The organism is Paracoccus sp. DMF, from assembly GCF_004407025.1.
Taxonomy (GTDB): Bacteria; Pseudomonadota; Alphaproteobacteria; order Rhodobacterales; family Rhodobacteraceae; genus Paracoccus; species Paracoccus aminovorans_B.
Window position 1 is genome coordinate 25,778 of sequence record NZ_SOKV02000031.1, and the last position, 13,206, is coordinate 38,983.

The window sequence follows — 13,206 nt, forward strand, 5'->3', positions numbered from 1 at the left end:
CCTCAGTCGCCCAGGATGCGGTCGTTAAGCCAGAGCCGGCCGCGGTCGATGCCCTGCCGCCATTCGGCCAGCGTGGCGCCGCCCCGGTCGGCCGGGATCTGCGGCGCCAGCGCATAGACCGCGACCAGCCCCAGGGCCAGCATCGCCGCAAGTCCGAAGCCCGCGCCATAGCCCGAGCGCCGCCGCTCTGGCGGCAGCAGCACCGGCACGGGCGCGGCCGGGGCCTCGGCGTGTTCGTCGGGCGCGGCGGGGCGCAGCGCGGTGCGGGCGGCCTCGAGCGCGGGTTCCGGCGCCGGCGAGGGCTCGGGCAGCGGCGCGGCGGGACGGGTCAGGGTCGCGGCAAGCTCGGCCGCGTCGGGCAGGGCGGGCAGCACCGGCTCGGGCGGGTCTGGTTGCGCGGGCGCTGCCGCGGGCTCGGCGGCTTGCGCCCGGGGCTGCGGCTCGGCCGATGCGGGCTCCGGCGGCATCTCGGGCACGGTCAGCGTGGTGGCCGGCCAGTCGATCTGCGGCGCGGGTTCCTGTGCCTCGGCGGCCGGTTCCGTCGCGGGAATGTGATCGGCCGGGGTTGCGGCGGGTTCGGGCGTCTCGCCCTTGCGGACCCGCAATTCGCGGGCGGCTTCCTCGCGCAGGATGGACAGCACCGACTCGTCCAGCGCGCGGTTCAGCACCGGGCGGGCCTGCGGGTCGAAGCCGGGCTCGGGCGCCGCGGCCACGGGTTCCGGCGCGGATTTTTCAGGCCCTTCCTGGTGCCAGACATGGCCGCAGGCCGAGCATTCGACCTCGCGCCCGGCCGGCGGGATGGCGGCATCGGCGATCTGGTACTGGGCGGCGCAGCGGGGGCAGGTCAGGCGCATGAAATCGTGTCTCCTGGCATTCGGCCTGGCCCCTGCGGGGCGGCTTTCCATTACGCGGGCGTCTCGCATTCGCCGCGCGACTGTTCTATCAAGCCGGAAACGGCGCGCCAAGCAGCCGACAGGCAAGGAGTCATCCGTGATCGAAATGCAGAACCTGTCCTTCGGCTATAGCGGCAACGATCCGCTGCTGGCCGACCTGTCGCTGACGCTTCAGCCGGGCTCGTTCCATTTCCTGACCGGCCCCTCGGGCTCGGGCAAGACCAGCTTCCTGCGGCTGTGCTATGCCGAACTGCTGCCGACCGCCGGGCGCATGACCGCCTTTGGCCAGGACGTGCGCGGCCTGGACCGCGACGGCATCGCCGCGCTGCGCCGGCGGGTCGGCGTGGTGCACCAGGACACGCAGTTCCTCGATCACCTGCCGGTGGCCGAAAACATCGCCCTGCCGCTGATCGTCTCGGGCGAGCCGGTGGACATGCCGGCGCTGGGCGACCTGTTGTCCTGGGTGCAGATGTCGGGCCAGGCCCGCGCCATGCCGCCCGAGCTTTCGGGGGGCGAGCGGCAGCGCGCCGCGCTGGCCCGCGCCGTCATCATGTCGCCCGAGCTGATCCTGGCCGACGAGCCGACGGGCAACCTGGACTGGGAGATGTCGATGCGGCTTCTGCAATTGCTGATCGAACTGAACCGATCCGGCAAGGCGGTGCTGATCGCCACCCATGACCTGAACCTGATCCGCGCCGCCAAGCAGCAGGTGCAGGCGCGGGTGCTGCGCATCGCCGGCAAGCGGCTGCAACTGGCGGGGGCCGACCTGTGAAGAAAGCCGATCTGAAATCGCTGGACCTTGCGGCGCTGTGGCGGGGGCTGACCCGGCCGGACCCGGCGGGCCATGACCGCGTCGTGCCGCCAACCGGCTTCACCGCGCAGCTGACGGTATTCTCGGCCGGTGCCATGGCCTTCCTCGCGGTTTTTGCGCTGGCCCTGGCGCTGGCGACCGGGCGGCTGGCCGATCGCTGGTCCAGCGAGCTGGCGCAGACCGTGACCGTGCGCATCTCGGCGCCCGAGGACCAGATGGACCAGCAGACCCGCACGGTGATGGAGGTCCTGCAGACCACCCCCGGCATCGCCGAATCGCGGCTTCTGCCCGACGACGAGGTGGAGAAGCTGCTGGAACCCTGGTTCGGCCCCGACGTGCCGGTCGAGGCGCTGCCGGTGCCGCGCCTGATCGAGGTCACCGAGGCCGCCGAGGGTTTCGACGCCGAGGCGCTGCGCCTGCGCCTGCAGGGCGAGGCACCGGGCGCAGTGCTGGACGACCACACCCGCTGGCGCGAGCCGCTGGTTTCCGCCGCGAACCGGCTGCGGGCGCTGGGGCTGATCTCGCTGGCGCTGATCGCGGCCGCCTCGGCGGCGATGATCACGCTGGCGGCCAAGGCGGCGATGGCCGCGAACGGACAGGTGATCCGGGTGCTGCGGCTGATCGGCGCGCGCGACATCACCATCGCCACCGCCTTCGTGCGCCGCTTCACCCGCCGCGCCGCCATGGGGGCGGCGGGCGGCACCGTGCTTGGCATGGCCGCGGTCTGGGCGCTGCCGTCGATGGACCAGGCCGGGGGCTTCCTGACCGGTCTGGGGTTCCAGGGCTGGGGCTGGCTCTGGCCGCTGCTGGTGCCCATTGCCGCGGCCGCCATCGGTTTCGCCGCCACCCGCTGGGCGGCGTTGAAGATCCTGCGCGAGGTGCGCTGAGTGAGCCATTACCAGCCGCGCCCGCCCTCGATCCTCGACTGGCCGCGCACGCTGGCCTATTACCTCTATATCGCGCTGGCGACGCTGGTGCTGGGGCTCTGGGGGCTGCCGCAGGCCCTGCGCGGGACCGAGGCCGCGAACCGCGTCGCCGGGGTCTGGCTCGGTCAGATGCTGGGCGCGGCCCGCGTCATCCTGGGCCTGCGGGTCGAGGTGCGGGGCACGCCGCCCAGCGGCGACTGCATCGTCGCCGCCAAGCACCAGAGCTTTCTCGACATCCTGGCGCTGGCCCAGGCCTGTCCGCGCCGCGCCTTCGTGATGAAGCGCGAGGTGCTGCGCGTGCCGATCATGGGCTGGTTCGCCCGCAAGGTCGGCTGCATCCCCATCGACCGCGCGCGCGGCAAAGAGGCGCTGAAGCAGATCATCGCCGAGGTCGAGGCCGCCCGCGCCCGCCCCGAGGGGCTGGGCCAGCTGATCATCTATCCCGAGGGCACCCGCACCAGGCCCGGCCAGCGCCTGCCCTACAAGCACGGCGCCGGCACCATCCAGCGCGCCACCGGCCTGACCATCCACCCGGTCGCGGTGAATTGCGGCATGTTCTGGCCCAAGCGCGGCATCCCGATCCGCGGCGGCACCGCGGTGATCGAATTCCTGGAACCGCTGCCGGTGGGCGCACGCTCGTCGCAGGTCATGGAGCTGCTGGAGGCCCGCATCGAGCCGGCGAGCGACCGCCTCTTCGCCGAGGCGGGGGGCGCGAAGGCGCTGGACCGGGCCGGGTGATCCGTGTGCCCTGCGGCGCGCAGTCCTTGGGGCGGTGCTTGCAGAGGTGCCGTTTCGTGAAGGTCGGCTCTGCGGGACGAAGCTGCCGGTCGCTGCACGTGCAGCCTCGTCGTCCAAGTGCATCCTGAGCTTAATGTGGGCAAGCTTCGCCGAGAACCGCTTGCATATATATGCCAACGCGATCTTTGAACGACCCTCTCTGTCCGTGCGCTGTGGGATGTTGCAGGCTGATGAACGCATGGTTGCCACTTATGTCGGCCATAGTTTCACCAGCAAGTTTGCCGAACGTGACAATCCGGTCTGGTGCAAATGCTGCTACCTCAGCTTCGATTATCGAGCGCGAAAGCTCGCGTAGCGAGCGGTTTCGCTGCACGACGCCCTTTCCAGCAAAGACTTTGATAGCATCTGTGACCCAGACATCATACCCTGTAAGCACGCAACGACGGATGAATTGCCATATCATCCAATAGTGACGGCGGGCCCTTAAGTGATTGTCGTCGATGCCAAAGAAAGTGCCGACAGTGAGCTTCGCCGCACCTGGGCCGCGAAGCGGGTCTTGAGCGCACATCATAATACGCCCGCGAGCAGGACGTTCGGCGGAAAGCAGGCAGGGCAGATCGTATCCGATAGGTCCGCAAGCATATTGATCTAGTAGGTCTGTTGCCCAGTCTTGTCGCGCAATCTCTGGCATTACTCGACCAGGAGCGTGGCCTTCGTGAAATTCTCTTCTGAGACGATCAGATATCTGCATTAGAGGTTTAACGTCAAAAAGTCGTGCCTGTGTCTGGATTAGCTTGCTCCAAGGCTCAGGATTGAACGCGATTTCAGCGTCGAGGTGCGGCTTTGACGCGAGGAGTGCGGAAAAGCTATTCTTAGGGTCCAATCCTCTTCTCCGATCTAAGTATTTGTAAGCATTAACCACGTGTTGCAACTGGAGGGCAAGGCTATGCTCTTTGGCCTGCAAAAACGGCGTTCATTTTTGAGAGGACGCTCACGCTGAAGATGCGTTAGCTGCATCCAGCACGAATGTCGCCTTTGGGCTCGAAGCGACGCTTGTCGCATCCGCTCCAATCGCAATGCTTGACGGCCGACGCAGCGACAGCGATGCAGGACGAAGCGGACAGCAGACGACGCTTTTTCCAGGGTGGTGCGCCACAACCCGGCATTGAAGCTCTTGGAAAGAGCCTGTCGGAGCGCATCGATGGAGGAATCTCCTGTGCAGCATCCAGCATCCGCCTACCGCTGTCTTGCTGCATCGCTATCCCTCACAAGATACCATATAACGCATAGACCAATCGGAAAACCCGCCGGCTTCCAGCCCTCCGCACCGTTTCCGCCGCGCGGGAACCCGCAGCGCGGGAAGGTCCCTTTTGACGAAATCCCGCGCGGGGGTCATTGTGCCGCGGCGCCGCGGACCCTACCTTCCACTCCGCCCCAGCGGCCGGAATTCAGGAGGACCGATGCGTCCGATCATTGATATTGACCATATTTCAAAGCGTTATGAAAGCGGCACCGTGGCGCTGAACGACGTGTCCCTGCAGATCGAGTCGGGCGAGATCCTGGCGCTGCTCGGCCCGAACGGCGCCGGCAAGACCACGCTGATCTCGATCATCTGCGGCCTCGTGGTGCCGACCGGCGGCACCGTGCGCGTCGGCGGCCATGACATCCGCAGCGACTGGCGCGCGGCGCGCAAGCTGATCGGCCTGGTGCCGCAGGAGATCGCGCTGGAACCCTTCGAGAAGGTCATCGACTGCGTGCGCTTCACCCGCGGCCTTTACGGCGAGCCGCCGGACGAGGCCTATCTGGAAAGCCTGCTGCGCAGCCTGGCGCTGTGGGACAAGCGCGACGCCAGGACGCGCGAGCTGTCGGGCGGCATGAAGCGGCGGGTGCTGATCGCCAAGGCGCTGTCGCACCGGCCCAAGGTGCTGTTCCTGGACGAGCCCACCGCCGGGGTCGACGTGGCGCTGCGGCGCGAGATGTGGCAGGTGGTGCGCGATCTGCGGGCGCAGGGCGTGACCATCATCCTGACCACGCATTACCTGGAAGAGGCCGAGGACATGGCCGACCGCATCGGCGTCATCAGCCGCGGCCAGCTGCTGCTGGTCAAGCCCAAGGCCGAGCTGATGGGCGAATTCGGCAAGAAGCGCCTGACCATCGAGCTTTACCAGCCAGTGACGGACCTGCCGCCGGCCCTGGCCGGGCGGCTCGAGCGGTCCGAGGACGGCATGCGGCTGGGCTATGACTACGACACCCGGGCCGAGCGCACCGGCATCGCCCGGCTGCTGGCGGAACTGGCCGAGCATGGCATCGCGGTCCGCGACGTCTCGACCAAGCAGAGCAGCCTCGAGGAGATCTTCATCTCGCTGGTCGAGGAGGAAACCGCATGAACTGGCGTTCCGCGCAGGCGGTCTTCAACCATGAAATGGCGCGGTTCTTCCGCACGGTGTGGCAGTCGCTGGCCTCGCCGGTGCTGTCCACCGTGCTGTATTTCGTCGTCTTCGGCGCCGCCATCGGCGGGCGCATCCAGTCGGTCGAGGGCGTGCCCTATGGCGCCTTCATCGTGCCCGGGCTGATGATGCTGACCGTGTTGCAGCAATCGGTCAGCAACGCCAGCTTCGGCATCTATTTCCCGAAATTCTCGGGCACGATCTACGAGCTGCTGGTGGCGCCGACCGGCTGGATCGAGGTCACGCTGGGCTTCGTCGGCGCCGCGGCCGCGAAGGCCGTGCTGATCGCGCTGGTGATCCTCTTGACCAGCTTCTGGTTCAACGGCGTCCATATCGCGCATCCGTTCTGGATGCTGGCCTTCCTGGTGCTGACGGCGCTGGGTTTCTCGCTGCTGGGCTTCATCATCGGGCTGTGGGCCAAGTCCTTCGAGCAATTGCAGATCGTGCCGATGATGGTCATCACGCCGCTGGTCTTCCTGGGCGGCGCCTTCTACTCGGCCTCGATGCTGCCGCCGTTCTGGGAGGCGGTGGCGAAGCTGAACCCGGTGCTCTACCTGATCTCGGGCTTCCGCTGGAGCTTCTTCGACCTCGCCGACGTGCCCGTCGGCACCTCGCTGGCGGCGGTCGGGCTGATGATCCTGGTCTGCATGGGCGCGATCCGCTGGATCTTCCTGACCGGCTGGCGGCTCAGGGAATAGGCGCGGCCTGCAGCTGCCGGCCGTGGCGGGCCACCCAGGCCAGGGCCCCGCGCAGGACGGCGTCGTGGACGCAATGCCCGACCGCCTCGCCCAGTTCTGTATGCAGCCCGGCGAAACGCTCGGGGCCCGGATCGCAGGCCAGCGCGATGCAATCCGTGCCGGTTCCCGTCGCAAGCCCCGAGGGCAGCGCCACCTGCGCCGCCAGCACGGCGGCGGTGCGCGCCTGGGCGGCGATGCTCAGCGCCTCGATCATGGCGGCATCGGTCAGCCCGGCCTCGACCAGCACCGCGATATTGATCGTGCCGTAGCCCGCGCGGGGAAACGCCCGCCGGTGGCCGACCCGTTCGGCATTGCCAAGGCCCACCGTCGCCAGGCATGTGGCCGGGCCGGCCGTGGCCGTCACGGCATGTTCCAGCCCGCGCGAGGTCATCATGCCGACAGCCGCGGCGTGGCCGATGCCCGCCATCTCGGCCGCGAGCCAGGCGGTGGCGTCGAAACCGGGCGCCAGGTCGGCATCGCGCACCTGCCGCCACAGGATATGCCGGGCGCGGCGAAAGCCGGGGCGATGCGGCGCAAAGGACAGCACGCGCCGCGGCCGGCCCAGGTCGGCGATCAGCCAGGGCGTGTCATATGTGATCCGCATGCCATCCCCCGCTGCCCCCGACCGGCGGTTACGCGGCCGGGCCGCGCGATGCAACCGGCGTCGTCAGCGGCACAGCCGGGTCTGCGGGTCCAGCGCGACATATTGCCGGGCGCTGATCTTGTGCATGTTCAGCGAATGCTTCCACTCGCCGTTCCATTTGCGCAGGATGCCATTGCGGTAATATTGCGCCATCAGCTCGTCCACGATCGGCGGGATGATCGAGGTGCCGGGGATGCGCGGCGCGTGGAAGCCCACCGTGGCGCCCGGTCCCAGGCAGGCATTGGGCAGGGTGATGTAGATCGTGCAGGCCGAGCGGCAATAGCCCCGCACCTCGACCGGCCGGCCGCTGCGGGCCAACTGGTTGCGATACTGGATCGCCTCCAACACATTGCCGCCCTTGTTGTTCAGGATGACGATGGGCTTGCCGCGCGGCTGCGCGCTTGCCGGGGCGGCGGCGAGCAGCCCCATGGACAGCGCGGCGGCCAGCGAAAGACGGGTCAGGATGGATGGCATGCTCATGTCCCTTGCTATGCCTTGCCGAACGCGGAACGCCAAATGACGTTCCGGCGAGCCGCGCTTCCTGCTTAACAAGCGGCCCGCTTGCCACTATATGCCGCGCATCATGAGCCAGAACCCGCCCCTGTTGCGCCCCGATCTCGCCCCCAGCCCGATCTTCGACATCACGCGAAGGGACGGGCAACCGACCATCGGCATGGTCAGCCTTGGCTGTCCCAAGGCGCTGGTGGACAGCGAGCGCATCCTGACCCGCCTGCGGGCCGAGGGTTACGCCATCAGCCCCGACTACAAGGGCGCCGGCGCGGTCATCGTGAACACCTGCGGCTTCCTCGATTCGGCCAAGGCCGAGTCCCTGCAGGCCATCGGCGAGGCGCTGTCGGAAAACGGCAAGGTCATCGTCACCGGCTGCCTGGGGGCCGAGCCGGAATACATCACCGGCGCGCACCCGTCCGTGCTGGCCGTGACCGGCCCGCAGCAATACGAGCAGGTGCTGGACGCGGTGCATTCCGCCGTGCCGCCCAGTCCCGATCCGTTCGTGGACCTGTTGCCGGCCAGCGGCGTCAAGCTGACGCCGCGCCATTACAGCTATCTGAAGATCTCCGAGGGCTGCAACCACGCCTGCAAGTTCTGCATCATCCCCGACATGCGCGGCAAGCTGGTCAGCCGCCCGGCACATGCGGTGATCCGCGAGGCCGAGAAGCTGGTCGAGGCCGGCGTGCGCGAACTGCTGGTGATCTCGCAGGATACCTCGGCCTACGGCCTCGACCGCAAATATGCGACCGAACGCGGCCACCGCGCCCATATCACCGACCTGGCCCGCGATCTGGGCGGATTGGGCGCCTGGGTGCGGCTGCATTACGTCTATCCCTATCCGCATGTGCGCGACCTGATTCCGCTGATGGCCGAGGGGCTGGTGCTGCCTTACCTCGACATTCCCTTCCAGCACGCCCATCCGGACGTGCTGCGCCGCATGGCGCGGCCGGCGGCGGCGGCCAGGGCGCTGGACGAGATTGCCGCCTGGCGCGCGATCTGCCCGGAGATCACCCTGCGCTCGACCTTCATCGTCGGCTATCCGGGCGAGACCGAGGCCGAGTTCCAGACGCTGCTCGACTGGCTGGAAGAGGCGCAGCTGGATCGGGTCGGCTGCTTCCAGTACGAGAACGTCAAGGGCGCGCGGGCGAACCTGCTGCCCGACCACGTTCCCGACGCGGTCAAGCAGGAACGCTGGGACCGCTTCATGGAAAAGGCCCAGGCGATCTCGGAGGCGAAGCTTGCCGCCAAGGTCGGCCGCCGCATCGAGGTGATCGTGGACAGCGTCGACGGCGAGGGCGCCACCTGCCGCACCAAGGCCGATGCCCCCGAGATCGACGGCAACCTGTTCATCGACGAAGGCTTCGAGAGCCTGAGCCCCGGCGATATCGTGACGGTGACGGTGGACGAGGCCGGCGAATACGACCTTTGGGGCCGGCTGGCCTGACCGCCTAGGCGCCGGCGCCCGGAACCAGGGTCTCGGCCAGTTCCGACAGCACCCGCTCGGCCTCCTCGGGGTCGAAATCGGCCTTGTAGCGCTTGCGGACGCCGTGGTCGGACAGCAGGTGGTATTGCGAGGGTGCGACGCCATGGCGGCCAAGGCAGCTGCGCACGCAGGCCAGCGCGCAGCCGTCGATGGCGATGATCGGCCGGCCCGCGGTGGCGATGCGGACCAGCTTCGGCACGTCGCCGCCGACGCCGGCGATGCAGGACATTTCGGCCAGTCCGCGGCGGTCCATCTGCACCGCGAGGTAATTCGCCATCTGCGCCGCGCTGGAACAACCGGAGCAGGAATAGACCAGGGGCAGCTGGGCGTGCGCGTTCATCACCGACCTCGCATACACTTTCGGCCAGTGAACCATGGCCGGCCCGGCCCTCGACGGACAAGGTGTCGCATGCCGGCAGGGTTGACGGCGCGGACTACATGCAGCCTTCCAGCAGCGTCTCCAGCTCGGCCGCATCGCGGCGATAGCGGGCCATGGTGCGCTGCATCGTCGCCTGGAAGGTCGCCTTGGTCGCCATCAGCCCGCCCGAGGTCTCGAGCCGCCGGTTGAAGGCGCCCTCGAGCTCGCGGTTGTAGCTGGCCATCGCCTTGGCGATCTGCGCCGCGGCGCCGACCCGCTTGGACGCCGGCGTGTCCACCGTATCGGCGGTGCGCTGGATCAGGCCGGCCGCCGCCTCGACCCCGGCCTCGGCGGTGCGGGCATTGGTGGCGCTGCGGCCCTGAGCGCCGGTGATATTGTCGATGCTGGACCAGCCGCCCAGCGCCAGGTCGGCCGTGCCCTTGGCATAGGCGCCGCCGGCGCCCTTGGCCGGCGTATGGGTCAGCGCCCGCTGCGCCAGGGTGCGGGCGAATTCCTTGCCCGAGACCGAGCCGTTCGCCACCCCCGTAGCACCACCATAGACGTCGCTGAAGGTCTGCGTGCCGTCGGCCAGCGCCCGCACCGCGTCGCCCGCCTTCAGCCCCGAGACCTGCATGATCGCCGCGCCCAGGTCCAGCGTCGCCAGCGCCGTCTTGTGGATCAGGTCGACGACCAGCCAGACCCGGCCCTCGTCGTTCAGCCGGTCCAGTTCCAAGGTCATCTCGCGGTATTCGCGCTCGGCCGCGGCGATCAGGCGGCGCAGGTTGTCGAGCTTGGCGCGGTTGTCGCGGCATTGCGCCGGCGGCAGCACGCGCGCGCGCCGCATCGCATCGGCCGGGCTGAGGATCGACTTGCGCGGCACCGGGCTGTGCTGCGGCGCTTGGCGGTTGTTGGGCAGGAAACCGGTCATGTGCACCTCCGTTGGACAAGAGGTTAACCACGCGCGCGCCGGCTGTCGATATGCGGCTTCCCCCTTCGGCCAGGCTGGCTTAGGTAGGGGCTGACGGTGACGGATGAAGGCGGAACGCATGAACTGGGACCCCGAAGGCAAGCCCCGCAAGCCCGATTTCGTGGGAATCGGCGCGCAAAAGGCCGGCACGACCTGGCTGTCGCAGATGCTCTCGCAGCATCCCGAGGTCTGGACGCCGCCCTTCAAGGAGGTGCAGTTCTTCAACCACCGCTTCATCGAGGAGCACCGCAAATGGCTGCCTTGGCATTTCCGCCGCGGCCGCCAGAACATCCAGAAGCGCTGGGACGCCAAGGGCGAAGAGATGCCGCCCGCGATGACGCGCTATCTGAACCGCATCACGCGCGAGCCGATGTTCACCAACCACTGGTACAAGCTGGTGTTCTCGCCCGCGCCGGCCGGCACGCATCCGATCGACGTGACGCCGGAATATTCGACGCTGCCGGCGGAAGGCGTGGAATTCGTGGCAAAATTCCTGCCTGATGCCAAGTTCGTCTATATCATCCGCCACCCCGTGGACCGGGCGGTATCGCAGCTGAAGATGAACCTGACCCGCGCCCGCCGCAAACCCAAGACCGTCGAGGACTGGCTCCATGAAGTCGAGGATCCGGTGCTGATGGATCGCGGCGACTACATGAGCTATGTGCCGCGCTGGAACGCGCATTTCGGGCCGGACCGGCTGCTTTACATGCCCTTCGGCATGATCGCCCGCGACCCCCTGGGCTTCCTGCGCCGGGTCGAGGACTTCCTGGGCCTGCCGCCGCATGACTATCGCGACATCGGCAAGAAGGTCTTCGCCTCGGACAATGCGCTGGCGCTGCCCGACAAGGCCCGCGCCCGGCTGCGCGAGAAGCTGGAGCCGCAATTCGGCTTCCTCGACCGCACCTTCGGACTGGATTTCACCAGGGCTTTCCGCTGAGACTTTCCCTTTCCGCCCGTCTCGACTACATATCCGCGCGATTCACGGGTCTCAGAGACGGGGAAAGATCATGGCCTCCTACCAGTTCGTTTACCACATGGACGGGGTGTCCAAGACCTATCCGGGCGGCAAGAAGACGTTCGAGAACATCCGCCTGAACTTCCTGCCCGGCGTCAAGATCGGCGTCGTCGGCGTGAACGGCGCCGGCAAATCCACGCTTCTGCGCATCATGGCCGGCATCGACAAGGACTTCACCGGCGAGGCCTGGGCCGCCAAGGGCGCGACCGTGGGCTACCTGCCGCAGGAGCCGCAGCTGGACCCGGCGCTGAACGTGCGCGGCAACGTCATGGAGGGCGTCAAGGCCAAGCAGCAGAAGCTCGACCGTTACAACGAGCTGGCCATGAACTACTCGGACGAGACCGCGGACGAGATGGCCAAGCTTCAGGACGAGATCGACGCCGAGAACCTGTGGGATCTCGACAGCCAGATCGACGTCGCCATGGAGGCGCTGCGCTGCCCGCCCGACGACGCCGACGTGGACAGCCTGTCGGGCGGCGAGCGGCGCCGCGTGGCGCTGTGCAAGCTGCTCTTGGAACAGCCCGACATGCTGCTTCTGGACGAACCGACCAACCACCTGGACGCCGAAACCATCGCCTGGCTGCAAAAGCACCTGATCGAATATCCCGGCACCATCCTCTGCGTGACGCACGACCGCTATTTCCTCGATGACATCACCGGCTGGATCCTGGAGCTGGATCGCGGCCGCGGCATCCCTTACGAGGGCAATTACTCGGCCTGGCTCGAGCAGAAGGCCAAGCGGCTGGAGCAGGAAGCGCGCGAGGACAAGGCCAAGCAGAAGACGCTGGAGCGCGAGCTGGAATGGATCCGCGCCGGCGCCAAGGCCCGGCAGGCCAAGCAGAAGGCCCGGATCAACGCCTATAACGAACTCGCCAGCCAGTCCGAGCGCGAGAAGCTGTCGAACGCCCAGATCATCATTCCGAACGGCGAGCGGCTGGGCAACAAGGTGATCGAGGTCACCGGGTTGAAAAAGGCCATGGGCGACAAGCTGCTGATCGAGGACCTGACCTTCAGCCTGCCGCCGGGCGGCATCGTCGGCGTGATCGGCCCGAACGGCGCCGGCAAGTCGACGCTGTTCAAGATGCTGACCGGGCACGAAAAACCCGACGCCGGCGAGATCAGCTATGGCGACACGGTGAAGCTGTCCTTCGTCGACCAGTCGCGCGATGCGCTGAACCCCGAGGCGACCGTCTGGGAGGAAATCTCGGGCGGGGCCGAGCAGATCGTGCTGGGCGATGCCTCGATGAACAGCCGCGCCTACGCCTCGGCCTTCAACTTCAAGGGCGGCGACCAGCAGAAGAAGGTCGGGCTGCTGTCGGGCGGCGAGCGCAACCGCGTCCACATGGCGAAGCTCTTGAAATCCGGCGGCAACGTGCTGCTGCTGGACGAACCGACCAACGACCTAGACGTGGAAACCCTGCAGGCGCTGGAGGCGGCGCTGGAGGATTTCGCCGGCTGCGCGGTCATCATCTCGCACGACCGCTTCTTCCTCGACCGGCTCTGCACCCACATCCTGGCTTTCGAGGGCGACGCCCATGTCGAATGGTTCGAGGGCAACTTCGAGGATTACGAGGCCGACAAGGTCCGCCGCCTCGGCCCGGATTCGATCGAGCCGAAGCGGGTCAAATACAAGAAGTTCACGCGCTAGGTTATGTTGACAAATGGCGGATCCATAGCC

14 protein-coding genes are annotated in these 13,206 nt (G+C 67.6%); 8 read left to right on the top strand and 6 right to left on the bottom strand.

Going from position 1 to position 13,206, the window contains the following annotated elements; genetic code table 11:
• Window positions 1–2: 2 nt before the first annotated feature.
• Window positions 3–854, bottom strand: a complete 852-nt coding sequence (locus tag E3D03_RS14875; RefSeq protein ID WP_263567586.1) for a zinc-ribbon domain-containing protein — start codon at window positions 852–854, stop codon at window positions 3–5.
• 136 nt (window positions 855–990) lie between these two features.
• Between E3D03_RS14875 and E3D03_RS14880 the strand changes: the two genes are divergently transcribed.
• From E3D03_RS14880 to E3D03_RS14890, 3 genes are read left to right on the top strand one after another with little or no spacing between them, the layout of a single operon-like run.
• Entirely contained in the window at window positions 991–1,665 is a 675-nt protein-coding gene (locus tag E3D03_RS14880) for a cell division ATP-binding protein FtsE (protein ID WP_062560299.1), read from the top strand.
• Entirely contained in the window at window positions 1,662–2,591 is a 930-nt protein-coding gene (locus E3D03_RS14885; protein ID WP_062560300.1) for a cell division protein FtsX, read from the top strand. The genes E3D03_RS14880 and E3D03_RS14885 overlap by 4 nt, the downstream gene beginning before the upstream one ends.
• On the top strand, window positions 2,592–3,368 hold the full coding sequence (locus E3D03_RS14890) for a lysophospholipid acyltransferase family protein (RefSeq protein ID WP_263567587.1): 777 nt from the start codon (window positions 2,592–2,594) through the stop codon (window positions 3,366–3,368).
• Between the two features lie 130 nt (window positions 3,369–3,498).
• Here the strand turns inward: E3D03_RS14890 and E3D03_RS14895 are convergent, their stop codons facing one another.
• Window positions 3,499–4,332 carry a hypothetical protein gene (locus E3D03_RS14895; RefSeq protein ID WP_263567588.1) on the bottom strand — a complete coding sequence of 278 codons (834 nt, stop codon included), beginning with the start codon at window positions 4,330–4,332 and terminating at the stop codon, window positions 3,499–3,501.
• A 496-nt stretch (window positions 4,333–4,828) separates the two neighbouring features.
• On the opposite strand from E3D03_RS14895, the gene E3D03_RS14900 reads away from it, so the two are divergent.
• Window positions 4,829–5,755, top strand: coding sequence for an ABC transporter ATP-binding protein (locus E3D03_RS14900; RefSeq protein WP_263567589.1), 927 nt, complete (start codon window positions 4,829–4,831; stop codon window positions 5,753–5,755).
• The gene (locus tag E3D03_RS14905) at window positions 5,752–6,513 is read left to right on the top strand and encodes an ABC transporter permease (RefSeq protein ID WP_018000038.1); all 762 of its coding nucleotides are present in this window, start codon (window positions 5,752–5,754) and stop codon (window positions 6,511–6,513) included. Before E3D03_RS14900 ends, E3D03_RS14905 begins: the two co-directional genes overlap by 4 nt.
• Here the strand turns inward: E3D03_RS14905 and E3D03_RS14910 are convergent.
• A complete protein-coding gene (locus tag E3D03_RS14910; protein ID WP_263567590.1) occupies window positions 6,503–7,156 on the bottom strand; it encodes an adenosylcobinamide amidohydrolase in 654 nt (217 codons plus the stop codon). The genes E3D03_RS14905 and E3D03_RS14910 overlap by 11 nt on opposite strands.
• 63 nt (window positions 7,157–7,219) lie before the next feature.
• On the bottom strand, window positions 7,220–7,675 hold the full coding sequence (locus E3D03_RS14915) for a hypothetical protein (protein WP_263567591.1): 456 nt from the start codon (window positions 7,673–7,675) through the stop codon (window positions 7,220–7,222).
• Between the two features lie 103 nt (window positions 7,676–7,778).
• Here E3D03_RS14915 and rimO point away from each other — a divergent pair, with 103 nt between their 5' ends.
• On the top strand, window positions 7,779–9,149 hold the full coding sequence (rimO, locus tag E3D03_RS14920) for a 30S ribosomal protein S12 methylthiotransferase RimO (RefSeq protein WP_263567592.1): 1,371 nt from the start codon (window positions 7,779–7,781) through the stop codon (window positions 9,147–9,149).
• Window positions 9,150–9,153: 4 nt separating this feature from the next.
• Here the strand turns inward: rimO and E3D03_RS14925 are convergent, their stop codons facing one another.
• Together E3D03_RS14925 and E3D03_RS14930 are read right to left on the bottom strand one after the other, a co-directional pair.
• Window positions 9,154–9,528 (bottom strand): putative zinc-binding protein, encoded by a 375-nt coding sequence (locus E3D03_RS14925; protein WP_263567593.1) that lies wholly within the window; start codon window positions 9,526–9,528, stop codon window positions 9,154–9,156.
• 94 nt (window positions 9,529–9,622) lie between these two features.
• Window positions 9,623–10,474 (bottom strand): hypothetical protein, encoded by an 852-nt coding sequence (locus tag E3D03_RS14930; protein WP_263567594.1) that lies wholly within the window; start codon window positions 10,472–10,474, stop codon window positions 9,623–9,625.
• A 118-nt stretch (window positions 10,475–10,592) separates the two neighbouring features.
• Here E3D03_RS14930 and E3D03_RS14935 point away from each other — a divergent pair, with 118 nt between their 5' ends.
• Both E3D03_RS14935 and ettA read left to right on the top strand, forming a co-directional pair.
• Window positions 10,593–11,450 carry a sulfotransferase family protein gene (locus E3D03_RS14935; protein WP_263567595.1) on the top strand — a complete coding sequence of 286 codons (858 nt, stop codon included), beginning with the start codon at window positions 10,593–10,595 and terminating at the stop codon, window positions 11,448–11,450.
• A gap of 70 nt (window positions 11,451–11,520) precedes the next feature.
• On the top strand, window positions 11,521–13,176 hold the full coding sequence (gene ettA, locus E3D03_RS14940; protein WP_263567596.1) for an energy-dependent translational throttle protein EttA: 1,656 nt from the start codon (window positions 11,521–11,523) through the stop codon (window positions 13,174–13,176).
• Window positions 13,177–13,206 lie beyond the last annotated feature (30 nt).